17 protein-coding genes and 1 pseudogene are annotated in these 14,547 nt (G+C 65.0%); 7 read left to right on the forward strand and 11 right to left on the reverse strand.

Annotated elements, in window-relative coordinates:
• Positions 1–76: 76 nt before the first annotated feature.
• The 4 genes from ppsA (at position 77) to RUGAMON1_RS24285 (ending at position 4,488) form a co-directional block, all read left to right on the forward strand.
• Positions 77–2,506: a phosphoenolpyruvate synthase gene (gene ppsA, locus RUGAMON1_RS24270; protein WP_445232926.1), complete on the forward strand. Its 2,430-nt coding sequence runs from the start codon at positions 77–79 to the stop codon at positions 2,504–2,506.
• A 157-nt stretch (positions 2,507–2,663) separates the two neighbouring features.
• Positions 2,664–3,086 (forward strand): NfeD family protein, encoded by a 423-nt coding sequence (locus RUGAMON1_RS24275; protein WP_445232927.1) that lies wholly within the window; start codon positions 2,664–2,666, stop codon positions 3,084–3,086.
• Between the two features lie 22 nt (positions 3,087–3,108).
• Entirely contained in the window at positions 3,109–4,059 is a 951-nt protein-coding gene (locus tag RUGAMON1_RS24280; protein WP_445232928.1) for an SPFH domain-containing protein, read from the forward strand.
• A 12-nt stretch (positions 4,060–4,071) separates the two neighbouring features.
• The gene (locus tag RUGAMON1_RS24285) at positions 4,072–4,488 is read left to right on the forward strand and encodes a DUF4259 domain-containing protein (protein WP_445232929.1); all 417 of its coding nucleotides are present in this window, start codon (positions 4,072–4,074) and stop codon (positions 4,486–4,488) included.
• 47 nt (positions 4,489–4,535) lie between these two features.
• Here the strand turns inward: RUGAMON1_RS24285 and RUGAMON1_RS24290 are convergent, their stop codons facing one another.
• The 6 genes from RUGAMON1_RS24290 to RUGAMON1_RS24315 form a co-directional block, all read right to left on the reverse strand.
• The gene (locus RUGAMON1_RS24290) at positions 4,536–5,153 is read right to left on the reverse strand and encodes a PEPxxWA-CTERM sorting domain-containing protein (RefSeq protein WP_445232930.1); all 618 of its coding nucleotides are present in this window, start codon (positions 5,151–5,153) and stop codon (positions 4,536–4,538) included.
• Positions 5,154–5,282: 129 nt separating this feature from the next.
• Complete coding sequence (locus tag RUGAMON1_RS24295) at positions 5,283–6,338, reverse strand: TIGR03118 family protein (RefSeq protein WP_445232931.1); 1,056 nt, start codon at positions 6,336–6,338, stop codon at positions 5,283–5,285.
• Between the two features lie 83 nt (positions 6,339–6,421).
• Positions 6,422–7,123, reverse strand: coding sequence for a TorF family putative porin (locus RUGAMON1_RS24300; RefSeq protein WP_445232932.1), 702 nt, complete (start codon positions 7,121–7,123; stop codon positions 6,422–6,424).
• Positions 7,120–8,508 carry a S8 family peptidase gene (locus RUGAMON1_RS24305; RefSeq protein ID WP_445232933.1) on the reverse strand — a complete coding sequence of 463 codons (1,389 nt, stop codon included), beginning with the start codon at positions 8,506–8,508 and terminating at the stop codon, positions 7,120–7,122. Before RUGAMON1_RS24305 ends, RUGAMON1_RS24300 begins: the two co-directional genes overlap by 4 nt.
• Positions 8,505–9,215: a zf-HC2 domain-containing protein gene (locus tag RUGAMON1_RS24310; RefSeq protein WP_445232934.1), complete on the reverse strand. Its 711-nt coding sequence runs from the start codon at positions 9,213–9,215 to the stop codon at positions 8,505–8,507. The genes RUGAMON1_RS24305 and RUGAMON1_RS24310 overlap by 4 nt, the downstream gene beginning before the upstream one ends.
• Positions 9,212–9,796: an RNA polymerase sigma factor gene (locus tag RUGAMON1_RS24315; protein ID WP_445232935.1), complete on the reverse strand. Its 585-nt coding sequence runs from the start codon at positions 9,794–9,796 to the stop codon at positions 9,212–9,214. Before RUGAMON1_RS24315 ends, RUGAMON1_RS24310 begins: the two co-directional genes overlap by 4 nt.
• A gap of 102 nt (positions 9,797–9,898) precedes the next feature.
• Here RUGAMON1_RS24315 and RUGAMON1_RS24320 point away from each other — a divergent pair, with 102 nt between their 5' ends.
• Positions 9,899–10,750, forward strand: a complete 852-nt coding sequence (locus RUGAMON1_RS24320; RefSeq protein WP_445232988.1) for an NAD-dependent protein deacetylase — start codon at positions 9,899–9,901, stop codon at positions 10,748–10,750.
• A gap of 1 nt (position 10,751) precedes the next feature.
• Here RUGAMON1_RS24320 and RUGAMON1_RS24325 read toward each other — a convergent pair whose 3' ends face one another.
• The 3 genes from RUGAMON1_RS24325 to smpB all read right to left on the reverse strand — a co-directional run bounded on the left by RUGAMON1_RS24325 (position 10,752) and on the right by smpB (position 12,613).
• The gene (locus RUGAMON1_RS24325) at positions 10,752–11,312 is read right to left on the reverse strand and encodes a FlgO family outer membrane protein (protein ID WP_116988674.1); all 561 of its coding nucleotides are present in this window, start codon (positions 11,310–11,312) and stop codon (positions 10,752–10,754) included.
• The gene (locus tag RUGAMON1_RS24330) at positions 11,312–11,998 is read right to left on the reverse strand and encodes a YajG family lipoprotein (RefSeq protein WP_445232936.1); all 687 of its coding nucleotides are present in this window, start codon (positions 11,996–11,998) and stop codon (positions 11,312–11,314) included. Before RUGAMON1_RS24330 ends, RUGAMON1_RS24325 begins: the two co-directional genes overlap by 1 nt.
• A gap of 165 nt (positions 11,999–12,163) precedes the next feature.
• Complete coding sequence (smpB, locus tag RUGAMON1_RS24335; RefSeq protein ID WP_020702788.1) at positions 12,164–12,613, reverse strand: SsrA-binding protein SmpB; 450 nt, start codon at positions 12,611–12,613, stop codon at positions 12,164–12,166.
• 75 nt (positions 12,614–12,688) lie between these two features.
• On the opposite strand from smpB, the gene RUGAMON1_RS24340 reads away from it, so the two are divergent.
• Positions 12,689–13,123 (forward strand): type II toxin-antitoxin system RatA family toxin, encoded by a 435-nt coding sequence (locus RUGAMON1_RS24340; RefSeq protein ID WP_445232937.1) that lies wholly within the window; start codon positions 12,689–12,691, stop codon positions 13,121–13,123.
• The gene (locus RUGAMON1_RS24345; protein WP_445232938.1) at positions 13,113–13,397 is read left to right on the forward strand and encodes an RnfH family protein; all 285 of its coding nucleotides are present in this window, start codon (positions 13,113–13,115) and stop codon (positions 13,395–13,397) included. Before RUGAMON1_RS24340 ends, RUGAMON1_RS24345 begins: the two co-directional genes overlap by 11 nt.
• 4 nt (positions 13,398–13,401) lie before the next feature.
• On the opposite strand, the gene RUGAMON1_RS24350 is transcribed toward RUGAMON1_RS24345, so the two are convergent.
• Together RUGAMON1_RS24350 and RUGAMON1_RS24355 are read right to left on the reverse strand one after the other, a co-directional pair.
• Positions 13,402–13,644, reverse strand: a complete 243-nt coding sequence (locus RUGAMON1_RS24350) for a hypothetical protein (protein WP_445232939.1) — start codon at positions 13,642–13,644, stop codon at positions 13,402–13,404.
• A 69-nt stretch (positions 13,645–13,713) separates the two neighbouring features.
• Positions 13,714–14,545, reverse strand: a pseudogene (locus RUGAMON1_RS24355) (serine hydrolase).
• Positions 14,546–14,547 lie beyond the last annotated feature (2 nt).

Below are 14,547 nucleotides of genomic sequence, written 5' to 3' on the forward strand. Positions count from 1 at the left end.
CTGCACGACGACCAGAATAACAAGAAACAAAGTCTGCGCCTCGCTGGAAGATTTCTATCATCAAAAGGGTGTCATTATGTCCAACGCAGCATTGAAGGAGCAGAGCAACGGAGCGGTATATGTCGCATCGTTCGAACATTTGCGCATGACGGATGTTGAATCCGTCGGCGGCAAAAACGCCTCATTAGGCGAAATGATCAGCCAACTGGCTGGCGCCGGCGTCCGGGTTCCGGGCGGCTTCGCCACTACGGCCCAGGCCTTCCGCGACTTCCTGTCGCACAGCGTCGACGGCGGCAAGCCGCTGGCCGAGCGCATCGCCGACCGTCTGGCCGATTTGAACATCGACGACGTGCGCGCCTTGGCGCAAGCGGGCGCCGAGATCCGCCAATGGATCGTCGAAACCCCGTTCCAGCCACGCCTGCAACAGGAAATCGAGACCTTCTACAATCAGCTGGTCGCCGATTCCGCCACCGAGATGTCGTTCGCCGTGCGCTCCTCGGCCACCGCCGAAGACTTGCCGGACGCTTCGTTCGCCGGTCAGCAGGAGACCTTCCTCAACGTGGTCGGCATCGAAAACGTGCTCGACGCGATGAAGCACGTCTTCGCCTCGCTGTACAACGACCGCGCCATCTCCTACCGCGTCCACAAAGGCTTCACCCACGCCGAAGTGGCTCTGTCGGCCGGCGTGCAGCGCATGGTCCGTTCCGACCTGGGCGCGGCCGGCGTGATGTTCACCATCGACACCGAGTCCGGCTTCAAGGACGTGGTCTTCGTCACCTCCAGCTACGGCCTGGGCGAGACGGTGGTGCAGGGCGCGGTCAATCCGGACGAATTCTACGTCCACAAACCGATGCTGGAAAAAGGCAAATCGCCCGTCATCCGCCGCAACATCGGCTCCAAGCTGCTGAAGATGGAGTTCACCAACGAAGCCAAGGCTGGCCGCTCGGTCAAGACCGTGGACGTGCCGGTCGAGCTGCGCAACCGCTACTCGCTGAACGACACCGAAGTGGTGGAGCTGGCCAAGTACGCCGTCATCATCGAGAACCACTACGGCCGTCCGATGGACATCGAGTGGGGCAAGGATGGCCGCGACGGCAAGCTGTACATCCTGCAAGCGCGTCCTGAAACCGTCAAGTCGCAGCAGAAGGCGACCGACGTGCAGCAGCGCTTCAAGCTGAAGTCCTCCGGCACGGTGCTGGCCTCGGGCCGCGCCATCGGCCAGAAGATCGGCGCCGGTCCGGTGCGCGTGATCCACGACCCGGCCGACATGGAACGCGTGCAGCCGGGCGACGTGCTGGTCGCCGACATGACCGACCCGAACTGGGAACCGGTCATGAAGCGCGCTTCGGCCATCGTCACCAACCGCGGCGGCCGTACCTGCCACGCGGCGATCATCGCCCGTGAACTGGGCGTGCCTGCGGTGGTCGGTTGCGGCGACGCCACCGAGATACTCAAGGACGGCACCTTCGTCACCGTGTCCTGCGCCGAAGGCGACGAGGGCAAGATCTACGACGGCCTGCTGGAAACCGAAATCTCGGAAGTGTCGCGCGGCGAGCTGCCCAAGCTGCCGACCAAGATCATGCTCAACGTCGGCAATCCGCAGCTGGCCTTCGACTTCCAGTCGGTGCCGAACGGCGGCGTTGGTTTGGCGCGTCTTGAGTTCATCATCAACAACAACATCGGCGTGCATCCAAAAGCGATTCTGGAATACCCGAACATCGACGCCGACCTGAAAAAAGCGGTGGAGTCGGTCGCGCGCGGCCACGCCTCGCCGAAAGCCTTCTACGTCGACAAGCTGGCCGAGGGTATCGCCACCATCGCCGCCGCCTTCTGGCCGAAACCGGTGATCGTGCGCCTGTCGGACTTCAAGTCCAACGAGTACAAGAAGCTGATCGGCGGTTCGCGCTACGAGCCGGACGAGGAAAACCCGATGCTGGGCTTCCGCGGCGCGGCGCGCTATCTGGCGGCCGACTTTGCCGGCGCATTCGAAATGGAATGCCAGGCCATGAAGCGCGTGCGTAACGACATGGGCCTGACCAACGTCGAGATCATGGTGCCGTTCGTGCGTACCCTGGGCCAGGCCGAGAAAGTCGTCAACCTGCTGGCCAAGAACGGCCTGGTGCGCGGCGAGAACGACCTGCGCCTGATCATGATGTGCGAAGTCCCTTCGAACGCCATCCTGGCCGACCAGTTCCTCGAGCACTTCGACGGCTTCTCCATCGGTTCCAACGACCTGACCCAGCTGACCCTGGGCCTGGACCGCGATTCCGGCATGGCGCTGCTGGCGGCCGACTTCGACGAACGCGATCCTGCGGTCAAGGCGCTGCTGTCGATGGCGATCAAGGCTTGCCGCGCGCAGGGCAAGTACATCGGCATCTGCGGCCAGGGTCCTTCCGACCATCCGGACTTCGCGGTCTGGCTGATGGAGCAGGGCATCGAGTCGATGTCGCTGAACCCGGACTCGGTCATCGACACCTGGCAGAAGCTGGCGGCTCTGCAAAAATAATAAAGTATTGACGCAAGCGTAAATTGGTTTAGACTGGGGTTATCGAATTGAGTAGCAAATAACACTATCAATACCAACGCACCTTGCCGTAAAAACCCTCGCAGCCCGCACCGGGAAGCGGGGGTTTTTGCTTTTTTAAACCTGAGAGGAGTGCATCATGGCTGACTGGAGCTTTTGGTTGGTCGCCGCCGGCGCCACCGTGATACTGGAACTGTTCAGCGGAACGTTCTACCTGCTGATGATCGCCATCGGCCTGGTGTCCGGCGCGCTGGCCGCGCTGCTGGGCTTCGGCATGGCGCTGCAGACGCTGTTCGCCGCCGTGGTCGGCATCGTCGCCACCGCGCTGCTGCGGCGCAGCCGTTTCGGCAAGCTGGTCAACCGTACCAAGGCCGAGCACGACCCCAACGTCAACATGGACATCGGCCAGACCGTGCACGTGCCGGCCTGGCAGGACGGCGCGGCGCGCGTGATGTACCGCGGCGCGCTGTGGGATGTCGAACTGGCGCCGGGCCTGACGCCGGCGCCCGGCCAATTCACGATACGCGAAGTACGCGGCAGCCGCCTGATCGTGGCGGCTTAAGATTTACCCACCGGAGAGTTTTATGGATATCAGTTTCGGCAATGTCAGCTTCATCATCTTCATCCTGGCCTTGGTGTTCGTCTTCAAGACCATCAACGTCGTCCCGCAGCAGCATGCGTGGGTGGTCGAGCGGCTCGGCAAGTACCACGCCACCCTGGGCCCCGGCCTGAACATCGTGATTCCCTTCGTCGACCGCATCGCCTACAAGCACATCCTGAAGGAGATCCCGCTCGACGTGCCGCCGCAGGTCTGCATCACGCGCGACAACACGCAGCTGCAGGTGGACGGCATCCTGTACTTCCAGATCACCGACGCCATGCGCGCCTCGTACGGCTCGTCCAACTACATCATGGCCATCACGCAGCTGGCGCAGACCACGCTGCGCTCGGTGATCGGCCGCATGGAACTGGACAAGACGTTTGAAGAGCGCGACCATATCAACACCGCCATCGTCAACGCCATCGACGAATCGGCCGCCAACTGGGGCGTGAAGGTGCTGCGCTACGAGATCAAGGATTTGACGCCGCCGAAAGAGATCCTGCACGCGATGCAGGCGCAGATCACCGCCGAGCGCGAAAAGCGCGCGCTGATTTCGGCCTCGGAAGGCCGCAAGCAGGAGCAGATCAACATCGCCAACGGCGAACGCGAGGCGCAGATCGCCCGCTCGGAAGGCGACAAGCTGGCCGCCATCAACCGCGCCCAGGGCCAGGCCGCAGCGATCGTCGCGCTGGCCGAGGCCAATGCTTCCGCGCTGCGCCAGGTGGGTGCGGCGATCCGCGAACCGGGCGGCGAGGACGCCGTCAACCTGAAGGTGGCCGAGCAGTACGTGGGCGCCTTCTCGCAGCTGGCCAGGACCAATAATTCGATCATCATCCCGGCCAACCTGGGCGAGATGAGCGGCTTGATCGCCACCGCCATGCAGGTGGTCAAATCGCAGAAGGATGCGCCGTTGGTCAAGCCGGCCAAGGCATAAGGAGCAATAACGATGGCTACATGGGCGGTGGGGGCATTCGGCAACGACTATGCGCAGGACTGGGCGGAAGACCTGGGCCAGATCAGCAACCTGGAGGCGGTGGAAAATACGCTGGACATGGCGCTGGAAAATCCGGGCGAGACGCTGGAGGCGCCGTTTGCGGCCGAGGCGCTGGTGGCGATTGAAGTGCTGGCGCGCCTGCAGGGCAAGGGCGGCGGGCGCAGCGAAGACAGCGCGGCGGTCGACGCGTGGGTGGATGCGCGCAAACCCAAGGCCCGGGTGCGCACCGACCTGGCCGAGAAAGCCGGCCGCGCCATCGAGCGCATCCTGTCCGAGCAATCCGAGCTGCGCGAACTGTGGGCCGACAGCGAGCATTACGCCGACTGGCGCGCGGCGGTGGAAGAACTGCGCGGCCGCATCGCCGCCTGAAACGACAAAACGCCCCGAGGGGCGTTTTTTTATGGCGTGTGTGCCGGTTACTTGGCGGCCTTGCGGCGGCGGGCGGCAAAGCCTACCAGGCCCAGGCCGGCCAGCATCATCGCATAGGTTTCCGGCTCAGGCACGGCGGTGGTCAACGACACGTTGTCCAGCGAGGTGCCCAGGCTGTCGTCGCCGCCGATGGCGGTGAACTTCAGGGCCATGGCCGAACCGTTGCCGGTCAGCGTGTAGGTACGGCTTTCCCAGCCGCCGCCCAGCGAGTTGTTGACGCTGGCGACGGCGCCGCCGCCCCAGCTCACCGCCAGGCCTTGCGATCCGGTGTCGACGCCGGCGCGGTCCTGGAACTGGAAGCTCAGCGTGTACTGCTGGCCGGCATTGGTCAGCACGGTGTGGCTCAGGCTGCTGTTGTGGGTGGTGTCCAGCTCGACAAAGTTGACGCCTTGCGCCGCCACGCCGGCCACGTTGTTGCGCAGCTCGATGCCATAGGCGCCGCCGGTCCAGTCGGTCAGGTTGGGGTAAATGTTCCAGCTGCCCGCGGCCTGGACGTCGGCTTCAAAGCCGCCATTCAACAGCAGTTCGACCGGTGCGGCAAAGGCGCTGCCGCCAGCCAGCAGGGCAGCGATTGCGACGGATTTGATCAGCTTCGTGGTTTTCATCGTTGTTATTCCCCGTGGAGTTGTTTGTTGGCAATTTATATTTCTTATAAAACACGATTATTGTAATTCAGTAATCGCATCCAGGCCAGCTTTTTTTTCCGGGCGAGTGGAAACCACGTCATTGTCGCGTCACAGCATATCGATGCGGCCGTAGAGCCCATGCGTTTCGTCGCCAGGTCCGGCGGCGAAGAACAGGGTGTTGGCGGGCTGGTTGTTGACGCCGGGCCCGAAGGCGATGCCCCACAAACCGTCGACCACGATGGCGCTGCCGTCGGCCTTGGACAAGGTGCCGCTCATGGCGCCGCTGGACGCATCGTAGGCGTTGATCTTGCCGTCGCCGAAATTCCCCACCAGCAGCTTGCCGCTGAAAGTGCCGAAGTTGGACGGCGCCATCGCCATGCCCCACGGCGCATTCAGCGCGCCGCCCTTGACCAGTTGCTTGACCAGGTTGCCGGCGGTGTCGAACACGTCGATCGCGCCCAGTCCGGCGCCGGCCACTTCGTCGTCGCCGCCGCTCTCGCGCTGGGCAAAGGCGACGTAGATGCGGTCGCCGATGGCCTGGATGCCGAACGGCGCGTAGTTGGCCGGCAGCGCGGCGTCGCGAAAGGCGCCGCTCAGCGTCACCTTGTTGAAGCCGGCGTCGAACACGTCGACACGGTTGTTGTGGAAATCGGCCGCGTACAGGTAGTTGGCGTTGTTCCAGGTGGCGATGGCCAGGCCTTTGTAGACCGCCTGCGCGCCGGCGCCGTCGAACACGGTGAGGGCGTTGTTGCGGTCCACCGTCGGCGACCAGGCGGCGATCTTGCCGCTCTCGGTGGCGAAGATGAACGGACTGGCGCGGAAATCGCCGCTGCCGTTGTAGACGATGCCGGTCGGCGCCGGCGGCGTTGCCACCACCAGCGTTTGCGGCACGCCGTTGCCGTCGTACAGCGTGGAGTTGGAGCTGCCGTTGTTGGCGACCCAGACAAAGCCGGTCGGATTGAAGGCGATGCCCCAGGCATTGACCAGTTTGGCGTCGGTGTGGGCGGCGCCGCCGGCGGTGTCGCCGACCAGGTTGGCGACTTTGAATTGGCTGGCGGCCGGCGGCGTGACGACCGGCGGCGGCGCCATCGGCGTGTCGTAACCGCCGCCGCCACAGGCGGACAGGGCGAGTGCGGTCAGGGCGGTGCAGGTGCGGGTGCGCATGGCGACTCCTTTCGGGATCAGGGTTGATGTCCCGTGGATTCCCGCCCGCCGCCGCGCGGTTTCCGCGCCGCGCGAATAAATTCTCAGAAAGCGTAAGTGGCGCCAAGCACCCAGGCGCGCGGCGAGCGCGCCGGGTAGTTGTTGTAGCGCAGTCCGTCGTCCCGGGTTTGCTCGCGCGCCAGCTGCACCGTCCAGTTGCCGAACGGGATGCTGGCGCCCAGCCGCAGGTCGTAGCGCGAACTGGCCGGTATGCCGGGCCAGTCCGTGCCGCGCTGCGTGCGCAGCAGGCCGGCGTGGGCGGTCAGGTTGAGGCTCGGGTGTACCGGGTAGTACAGGTTGGCCTCGCCATACCAGGCGCGCGCCGGGCGGCCCAGGTAGCGCGGCGCGTAGTACAGCCGCGTGGTGACGCGCTCGCCCGACGCGCCCACATAGCATTCGTTGAAATCGTTGTTGTGCAGCTGGGTGTAGGTCGAGCGGCTGCAGCCCGCTTCCACGCTCCAGCCCGAGCGCAGCCGCAGCGCATAGCCGCCGTAGGCTTGCAGCTTGGCGCCGTGTACGTCGGCGATCGAAAAGCCGCTGCCGAACAGGCCGGCGTACCAGCCGCTGGCGTGGTCCAGGTTGAGCGTGAACTGCGGCGACGGCCGGTCGTCGCCCAGCGACTGGCCGCGGTAGCGGTAGTCCGATTGCAGCGCGACGCTGCCGCTGATATCGGTTTGAGCCACGGCCGGCCGCCAGGGCAGCAGTGGCAGTATCGCAAGGAGGGCGAGCGTGGCGCGCAGCGTCACGGGCCGACGCCACGTTGCGTGAGACCGGCGGCGGTGCAGGAACAGCTGCAATGACGGAGCAGGCGGGAGATGGTGGCGCATGCGTCGATATTAACAGTGTTCAGCGTTTCGCCGGGTTGCAGCAGGCGCCGCAACTGTGCCGGCGTGGCGTTCGGTTGCAGCTGCTGCATCAGCGCCAGCATGCCGCTGACGTGGGCCGCCGCGTACGAGCTGCCGCTGACAAAGGACCAGCGCCCGCCGGGCGCCGTGGTCGGTACGTCGTTGCCGGGCGCCAGCAGCGGCGGGTCGCCGCTGGCGCCGGGTGGCGCGTTCTGTTTGCCGGCCTCGGCCTGCGAAGCCACCGCCAGCACGCCGCGATGGCTGGCCGGGAAGGCCGGTCCGCCGGCCCTGGCGTCGACCGCGCCGACCACGCCGATGCCGCGTTCCATGGCCACGTCCAGCAGCCGGTCCAGCAGCCGGTCCGGCGGCCCGGCCAGGCTGAGGTTGATGATCTGGGCGCCGTTCAGGATGGCGTAGTTGAGCGCCTTGCTGAGCGTGAAGCTGTTGCAGCGGGTGGCCAGGTCGGCCTGCTGCCAGCAGGCCCGCAGGCCCATCAGCCGGGCCTGCGGCGCCACGCCGAGGATGCCGCCGTGGCCGGCGCGCGCGGCGATGATGCCGGCCACGGCGGTGCCATGGTTCTCGGCCGGGGTGGCGCCGTTGTCGACGAAGTTGGCGTTGACCGCCAGCTGGCCCAGCAGGTCGGGATGGCTGCCGTCGATGCCGCTGTCGACCACGGCCACGCGGATGTCGCGGCCGGTGGTCTGGCGATGCAGCTCGGCCACATGCCAGTAGCGTGCGGCGGGCTGGACCGGGTAGAGCGCGTCGGCGGCCGGCGGCGGCAGCGGAGCGTCCGCGGCGCTGCGGGACGGGATGGTGGCCATGCCCTCGAAACTCGCTACCGGCTGCGCCCACTCGACTTGCGGGTCGCGCGCCAGGCTGGCGATGATGCGTTCGGCATTGTCCTGGTCCGGGTAGCGCATCACGTAGCAGTCCAGGCCCAGCACCGGCATCGGCCAGTCGTCCACCAGCGTCAGGCCGTGCTGGCGGGCCAGTTCTTCGGCGCGGCGGCGGCGCGCGGCGCGGCTGCTGTCGTCGATGTAGCGGCCGCCGTAGCTGGCGTCCGGACGGAAATGCGTGGCGGGCAGGCGCAGCATCACCAGCAGCTGGTGTTCGCCGGGAGCGTGGCTGGCGGGCGCCAGCACGGGGCGCAGCGTTTCATCGCCGGCCGGCGGCGCCGCTTGCGCCAACTCAGCGGCGGATGCGGCGGCGGACGCGGCAGGCGGACTCCCGGCCAGCCCGGCCAGGCAGGCCACCATCGCGCCGATCCGGAGCCAGTAGGTGTTCAAGGCGCGCCACTCCCGTCCAGTGCCTCGGCCAGCTTGACGGCCGGATCGGCGCGCAAGTTTTGCAGGGCGTGTTCGCGGCCGGCGGCCGGCACGTTGAGCAGGTAGGCGTCGGTGACGGTCGGGCCGTCCACCACGCGGGCGCCCTGGGCTTGCAGGATGCGGCGCAGCTCGCGTTCGGTGGTGTCGGGCTGGAAGATCACCACCAGGTTGCCGCCGCTGCTGACGGCCGAGCCGAGCACGCGGTAGGGCGCCGGTTCGCTGTCCGGACGCAGCAGCAGCGCGCCCAGGCCGACGATCGCCACCCATTGCGCGGCCACGGTCCAGCGCAGCCACGAAGGCTGGTTGGCCGCCGCCGCGCGCCACCACGATACGCGGCCGGCGCGGGCGCTGGCGCCGACACTGACCACCGGCGACGGCGGCGATGCCGGCGCGGTGTGCGCAGTGTGCTCCTGCGGACCGAGCGCGGGCATCAGCCGCGCCAGCGCGCGTTCCATGTCCACGCCTTCCGGCACGGCGTCGGAGGCGGCCGCTTCGGCACGCAGTTCGCGCTCCCATTCCAGATCGCGGCGGCATTCCGCGCAGGACTGCAAGTGCTCCTGCACCCGCTGCGTTTCCTCCGGCGCCAGCTGTCCGCTCGCATGCCAGGGCAGCAATTCCTGCACCGCCTGGTGGGCCGGGATATCCATTCTGAAGACGCGCCCGTTCATTGGCTGCTCTCTCTTTCGTTCCACAACAAATCCTTCAATCTGTGCCGCGCATGAAACATGCGGGTCTTTACCGTGTTCAGCGGACACTCCACCACGTCGGCGATATCGTTGTAGGCCATGTCGTGGTAGTAGGTTAGCACCATCACGGCGCGCTGGGCAGGCGGCAGCTGGTCCAGCGCCTCGGCCACGGTCTGCTGCAATTGCTGGCGCTTCATGGTCTGCTCCGGCTGGTTGCCGCTGTCGTCCTCGTACAGCGACGCGTCCGATTCCACCGGTTCGTCGCTGGCCTTCAAACCCTTCAGGGTCTTGCGGTAGGCGATCGCAAAGACCCAGGTGGACACCTTGCAGCTGCCGTCGAAGCTGGCGGCCTTTTGCCAGACCACCAACATGGTGTCGTTGACCACTTCCTCGATCAGCGCCGGGTTGCGCGCCATGCGGCCGATGAAGCGCGACAGGCGCGGAAAATACGCCCGATACAGCGCTTCGAAGGCGACACGGTCCCCGGCCGCTACCCTGGCCAGCAGGCGCACCTCTTCCGATTCCGGGTTCGGGCCGCCCATCCGGCCCCGTTCTTGTTGCATCCGCCATCCTCCATTTTCCCGTTAATACCTTGCCGAGCGAAAACGGTTCTACAAGTTGGGAAATTTAATGGTCCCATGCTACCACCACGATTCTCGGCTAACATGGCGCACATGAACCTGAACGTACAAGTTGACCATCTGGCCGGTTTCCTGCAGCGGCACCGGCGCGTGCTGGTGCTGACCGGCGCCGGCCTGAGCACCGCCTCCGGCATCCCCGATTATCGCGACAAGGACGGCGTCCGGCGCGGCCGCACGCCCATCCAGGGGCCGGACTTCCGCAAGTCCGAAGCGGTGCGGCGCCGCTACTGGGCGCGCAGCATGGCCGGCTGGCCGACGCTGGCCCAGGCCGCGCCCAACGCCGGCCATCAGGCGCTGGCCCAGCTGGAAGCGGCCGGCCGCATCGATGCGCTGATCACCCAGAACGTCGACGGCCTGCACCAGCGCGCCGGCAGCAGCAGGCTGATCGAGCTGCACGGCAATATCCACGGCGTGATCTGCCTGGACTGCCGCGCGCTGCACCGGCGCGCCGACATTCAGGCCTGGCTGGTCGAGGCCAATCCGGCGCTGGCGGCCAGCGCGGCGGCCGGCGTGGACAGCGTAGTGCCCGAAGCCCGTCCCGACGGCGACGCCGAAGTCGAGCTGGATGCGTTGCAGGACTTTCACATGCCGTCCTGCGACGCCTGCGGCGGCACCCTGCAGCCGGACGTGATCTTCTTCGGCGATAACATCCCGGCGCCGCGCACGGCGGCCGCGCTCGACATGATGGAGCAGGCCGACGCCTTGCTGGTGGTGGGTTCGTCGCTGATGGTGTTTTCCGGCTACCGCTTCTGCAAGCTGGCGGCGGCGACGGGCAAGCCGATCGCCGCCATCAACCTGGGCAAGACCCGGGCGGACGACCTGATCGGCCTGAAGGTGGAGGCGACGGCCAGCGAGGTGCTGCCGCGCCTGCTGTAGATCAGTTCCGCTGCAACATCGAGCGGACGATGGCTTCCTTGGCCAGCACGTAATCCTGGCCGGCCAGCACGAAGTTGGTGTTGGGCTGGATCACCTTGATGTTGATGAACACCATGTCCGACGTCTCCGCATAGGAGCCGACCACGATCGCCTGCGCATTGTGCGCCGTGGCCACTTCGCCGATCTCGCGGGTGAGCATCAGCTCGCCCTGGTTGCGCTTCAGGTAGACGCTGTTGCGCAGCTTCATTTCCAGCATGCTCAGGCCGCCTTGCGCCAGGCGCGTCGACAGCTGCTCGGACACCAGCCGGCCCAGGGTCGTGGTCTGCTCCAGCGCATCGATGTTGACGATGGTGGCCATGATCAGCGGCTTGTCGGCCATCAGCTTGCCGTTCAGCTGGTGCATCAGCGAATCGGCGGCCTTGTAGTTGGCGTCGATGAACTGGTTGGAAGAGATGGTCGAATAATTGCCTTCGTCCTTGACGGGCGTGGACGAGCAGGCGCCCAGCAGCAGCGGCAGCGCCAGCACGGAGGCGCGGGCCAGGGTCAAAACGTGGGTCGGCATTACATGTCTCCGCGGACTTTGAACAGTCGGGTCAGTTTAGGTTCGTCCGGCTCGGGATCGACGATGCCATACAGGATGCGGTCGCTGTCGGCCACGTAATAGGCCGAGGTGCTGCGCGCCACGTAGCGGAACTGGTCGGAGACCGAGACGGTGACGATGATTTCAGTCCGGGGCGTCGCGCCGGGAGCGAACTGGGCGTTGAACCAGTCGTAGGAATCCCAGGCGCCTGCGCCGGCCGCCACGCCCGCCAGCAGCGGCGCCTCGATCTCGGCCAGCACCCAGACGCCGGTGGCCAGCGCCGCGCGCTCGCCGTGGTAGCGGTATTGCGGACGGTTGGCGGTGAAGGTCACGGCCTGCACATCCATGTCGATCTTCAGCGAACCGGCCGGGCTGCGGGTCACCATGTAGCCGTCGTTGACCAGCGAGGTGGTCAGCTGGGTGGTCAGCGCGCGCTGGAACGGGGTCGGTTCGCGTGGTTCGTTGAGGAACACCGGGCGCGGCGGGCTCTTCTTGAGCTCGGCCACGATGCTTTTCTCGATATTGTCGGAAATGACGCCCCAGTGGTAGGCTGCCTGCAGCTTGGCCTGCTTGGTGGTGGGGAAGTTGCTCGCCACCGGAGTCGGCGTGTAGCGCGACGCACAGCCTGCGAGCAAGAGACTGGCCAAGGTACCGGCTGCCAGAGCCATTGCAGTTTTCAGCGCCATCATTGCCTCGTCGTCAAAAGTCCGAATGTAAAATCATTCTTCCGCCAGTTTAGCATGGGTGTTTCTAATTAGAAACTCGTCGGGCAATAAAAAACCCGGTGCGGGACCGGGTTTTGTACAGGGCGCGCAACAGTGTCGCGGGCTTTTTCAGCGGCGATTGGTCTTCATGGCGGCCGCCACTTCGCGCTTGCCGTCGCGGTCTTTCTCTGTGGCACGTTTGTCGTGCATTTTCTTACCCTTGGCCAGGCCGATTTCACATTTGACGCGGCCGCCCTTGTAATGCAGGTTCAGCGGCACCAAGGTGTAGCCGGCGCGCTCGACCTTGCCGATCAGCTTGTCCATCTCGGCGCGGTGCAGCAGCAGCTTGCGGGTGCGGATCGCTTCCGGATGGATGTGGGTGGAGGCGGTCGGCAGCGCGCTGATGTGGGCGCCGAACAGGAACAGCTCGTCGCCCTTGATGGTGACGTAGGCTTCCTTGATCTGCACGCGGGCGTCGCGGATGGCCTTGACCTCCCAGCCTTCAAGGACGATACCGGCCTCGTAGCGGTCTTCGATGAAGTAGTCAAAAAAGGCTTTTTTGTTATCGGCTATGGTCATGGGATGGTATCGGTTAAACTACTGCTTCGCGCACAGAAACGCGAATAATTCAACATCATAGCAAATGGTTAGCCAATGGCAGTAGTGCACAAATCAGTTTTCCTCGGATATAGCGCGCAACAGATGTTCGATCTGGTCGCCGCGATCGAGGACTATCCCAAATTTCTGCCGTGGTGCGGTGGCGTGGAAATTCGCGAACGCAATGGCAATACGGTGACGGCCAGCGTCGGCATCAACTATCACGGGGTCAAGCAAAGCTTCACCACCTCCAATGAAAACACGCCGTCGACCGAGATCAAGATGAAGCTGGTGGACGGTCCTTTCAAGAGCCTGGACGGCGTGTGGACCTTCAAGGCGCTGCGCGAGGATGCCTGCAAGATCGAGCTGGACCTGCACTACGAGTTCTCCAGCGCCTTGCTGGCGCAGCTGGTGGGGCCGGTGTTCGGCATGATCGCCAACAGCATGGTCGATTCCTTCTGCAAGCGGGCGGAAACGGTCTATGGCGGCTGACACCTTCAACATCGAAGTCTGCTACGCCAGCGACGCGGTGCAGTTCCTGCGCGCGTTGCGGGTGCCGGCGGGCACCACCATCGAGCAGGCCATCGCCATCAGCGGCGTGTTGCAGGAAGCGCCGGAAGTCGACCTGGCCACGATGCAGGTCGGTATCTACGCCAAGAAAAAGACGCTGGACACCGTGCTGCGCGAGCATGACCGCGTCGAAATCTACCGTCCGCTGATCGCCGATCCCAAGAACGCCCGCCGCCGGCGCAAGGCCGCCGCCTGACTTTTCAATCCGGCCTGGTGCCGGCTTTCCAGCCCAGGATGATGCCGGCCAGCAGCGCCACCATGCCGAGCGACAGGCAGGTGAGGGTGGCGATAGGCGCCAGCGGAACGAAACTGACATTCCTTTCCGTCTGCGCCATGACTGTGCGCAGCAGCAGTTCGTTGGTGTATGCGTTGTACAGCATCGGCGCGCAGCCCAGCACTACCGCCGCGACCACCAACACTATCGGGAACGTGAATTTATTCATGTAAAACTCGTTATGACATATCGGAGCGGCAGGATAGCATCTTGCTGAGTTGGCAATGGTATCAAATTGTTACTTTGTTGTAATTTTGCTTAAGATCGCATAAGCCGCCTTGATGCGGGCGGGGATGGGATAATTCTTGTTGGCCAGCATGACGATGCCGATCTTCTGTTGCGGCACGAAGGCCGCGTAGGCGCCAAATCCACCGGTGGAGTCGGTCTTGTCGAACAGCGTGCTGGCCGATGGCGTACGCGACGGCGTCAACTGAACCGCCGTAAGCTTCCGCGTCGAACATGCCGGGATTCACCCGCGCCGCCTTGTTCTCCTTGTTGTATCCCCATGCGTAATTGGCCATCGCGCCAGCCGGCACATGAACGTAGCTGTTCTTTAGTCCCAGTTGCGGGAACAACTGGCTCTCCATCGCATCGGCAAAATCGCGCTTCAGCGCCAATGCCGTGATGTGTCCGAACAGGCCGATACTGGGATTGGAGTACTGGCGCTGGGCGCCCGGCGCCGCTGCCGGCTTCCATTGCTGGAAATAGCTGAGCATCTGCTGCTGGCTTTCCACCTCGTCGGGAAACTGCAGCGACAGCTTGCCGAGCACCTGCGCGTAGGTGGTCAGCGTGGCCGTGAAGGTCTTGCTGATGGAGCCCAGCTCGAACAGCGTTGCTTCGCTGACCGGCGTTTTCTTTTCGCGCGAGGCGAGGCCGTAATTGAGGAAGTAGGTCTTGCCGTCGACCGTCACGGCAACCGCCATGCCGGGTACCTTGTGCTCCGCCATGACAGGGCGTATGGCGGCATCGACGATGGCGCGTATCGTCGCGCTATCGTCGGCGGCCGAACTGGTGAGGGGAAGCAGGCACAGGGAGGCGAGGGCGATGGCGTAGCGATGCAAAGTGGCGATTC

This window comes from Duganella rhizosphaerae (assembly GCF_040364205.1).
GTDB lineage: Bacteria > Pseudomonadota > Gammaproteobacteria > Burkholderiales > Burkholderiaceae_D > Rugamonas > Rugamonas rhizosphaerae.

What these genes read in the sequence shown, in the direction of transcription:
- ppsA (WP_445232926.1), top strand. Translation starts at nt 77, where the DNA reads ATGTCCAACGCAGCATTGAAGGAGCAGAGCAACGGAGCGGTATATGTC.
- RUGAMON1_RS24275 (WP_445232927.1), top strand. Translation starts at nt 2,664, where the DNA reads ATGGCTGACTGGAGCTTTTGGTTGGTCGCCGCCGGCGCCACCGTGATA.
- RUGAMON1_RS24280 (WP_445232928.1), top strand. Translation starts at nt 3,109, where the DNA reads ATGGATATCAGTTTCGGCAATGTCAGCTTCATCATCTTCATCCTGGCC.
- RUGAMON1_RS24285 (WP_445232929.1), top strand. Translation starts at nt 4,072, where the DNA reads ATGGCTACATGGGCGGTGGGGGCATTCGGCAACGACTATGCGCAGGAC.
- RUGAMON1_RS24290 (WP_445232930.1), bottom strand. Translation starts at nt 5,153, where the DNA reads ATGAAAACCACGAAGCTGATCAAATCCGTCGCAATCGCTGCCCTGCTG.
- RUGAMON1_RS24295 (WP_445232931.1), bottom strand. Translation starts at nt 6,338, where the DNA reads ATGCGCACCCGCACCTGCACCGCCCTGACCGCACTCGCCCTGTCCGCC.
- RUGAMON1_RS24310 (WP_445232934.1), bottom strand. Translation starts at nt 9,215, where the DNA reads ATGAACGGGCGCGTCTTCAGAATGGATATCCCGGCCCACCAGGCGGTG.
- RUGAMON1_RS24315 (WP_445232935.1), bottom strand. Translation starts at nt 9,796, where the DNA reads ATGCAACAAGAACGGGGCCGGATGGGCGGCCCGAACCCGGAATCGGAA.
- RUGAMON1_RS24320 (WP_445232988.1), top strand. Translation starts at nt 9,899, where the DNA reads ATGGCGCACATGAACCTGAACGTACAAGTTGACCATCTGGCCGGTTTC.
- RUGAMON1_RS24325 (WP_116988674.1), bottom strand. Translation starts at nt 11,312, where the DNA reads ATGCCGACCCACGTTTTGACCCTGGCCCGCGCCTCCGTGCTGGCGCTG.
- RUGAMON1_RS24330 (WP_445232936.1), bottom strand. Translation starts at nt 11,998, where the DNA reads ATGGCTCTGGCAGCCGGTACCTTGGCCAGTCTCTTGCTCGCAGGCTGT.
- smpB (WP_020702788.1), bottom strand. Translation starts at nt 12,613, where the DNA reads ATGACCATAGCCGATAACAAAAAAGCCTTTTTTGACTACTTCATCGAA.
- RUGAMON1_RS24340 (WP_445232937.1), top strand. Translation starts at nt 12,689, where the DNA reads ATGGCAGTAGTGCACAAATCAGTTTTCCTCGGATATAGCGCGCAACAG.
- RUGAMON1_RS24345 (WP_445232938.1), top strand. Translation starts at nt 13,113, where the DNA reads ATGGCGGCTGACACCTTCAACATCGAAGTCTGCTACGCCAGCGACGCG.
- RUGAMON1_RS24350 (WP_445232939.1), bottom strand. Translation starts at nt 13,644, where the DNA reads ATGAATAAATTCACGTTCCCGATAGTGTTGGTGGTCGCGGCGGTAGTG.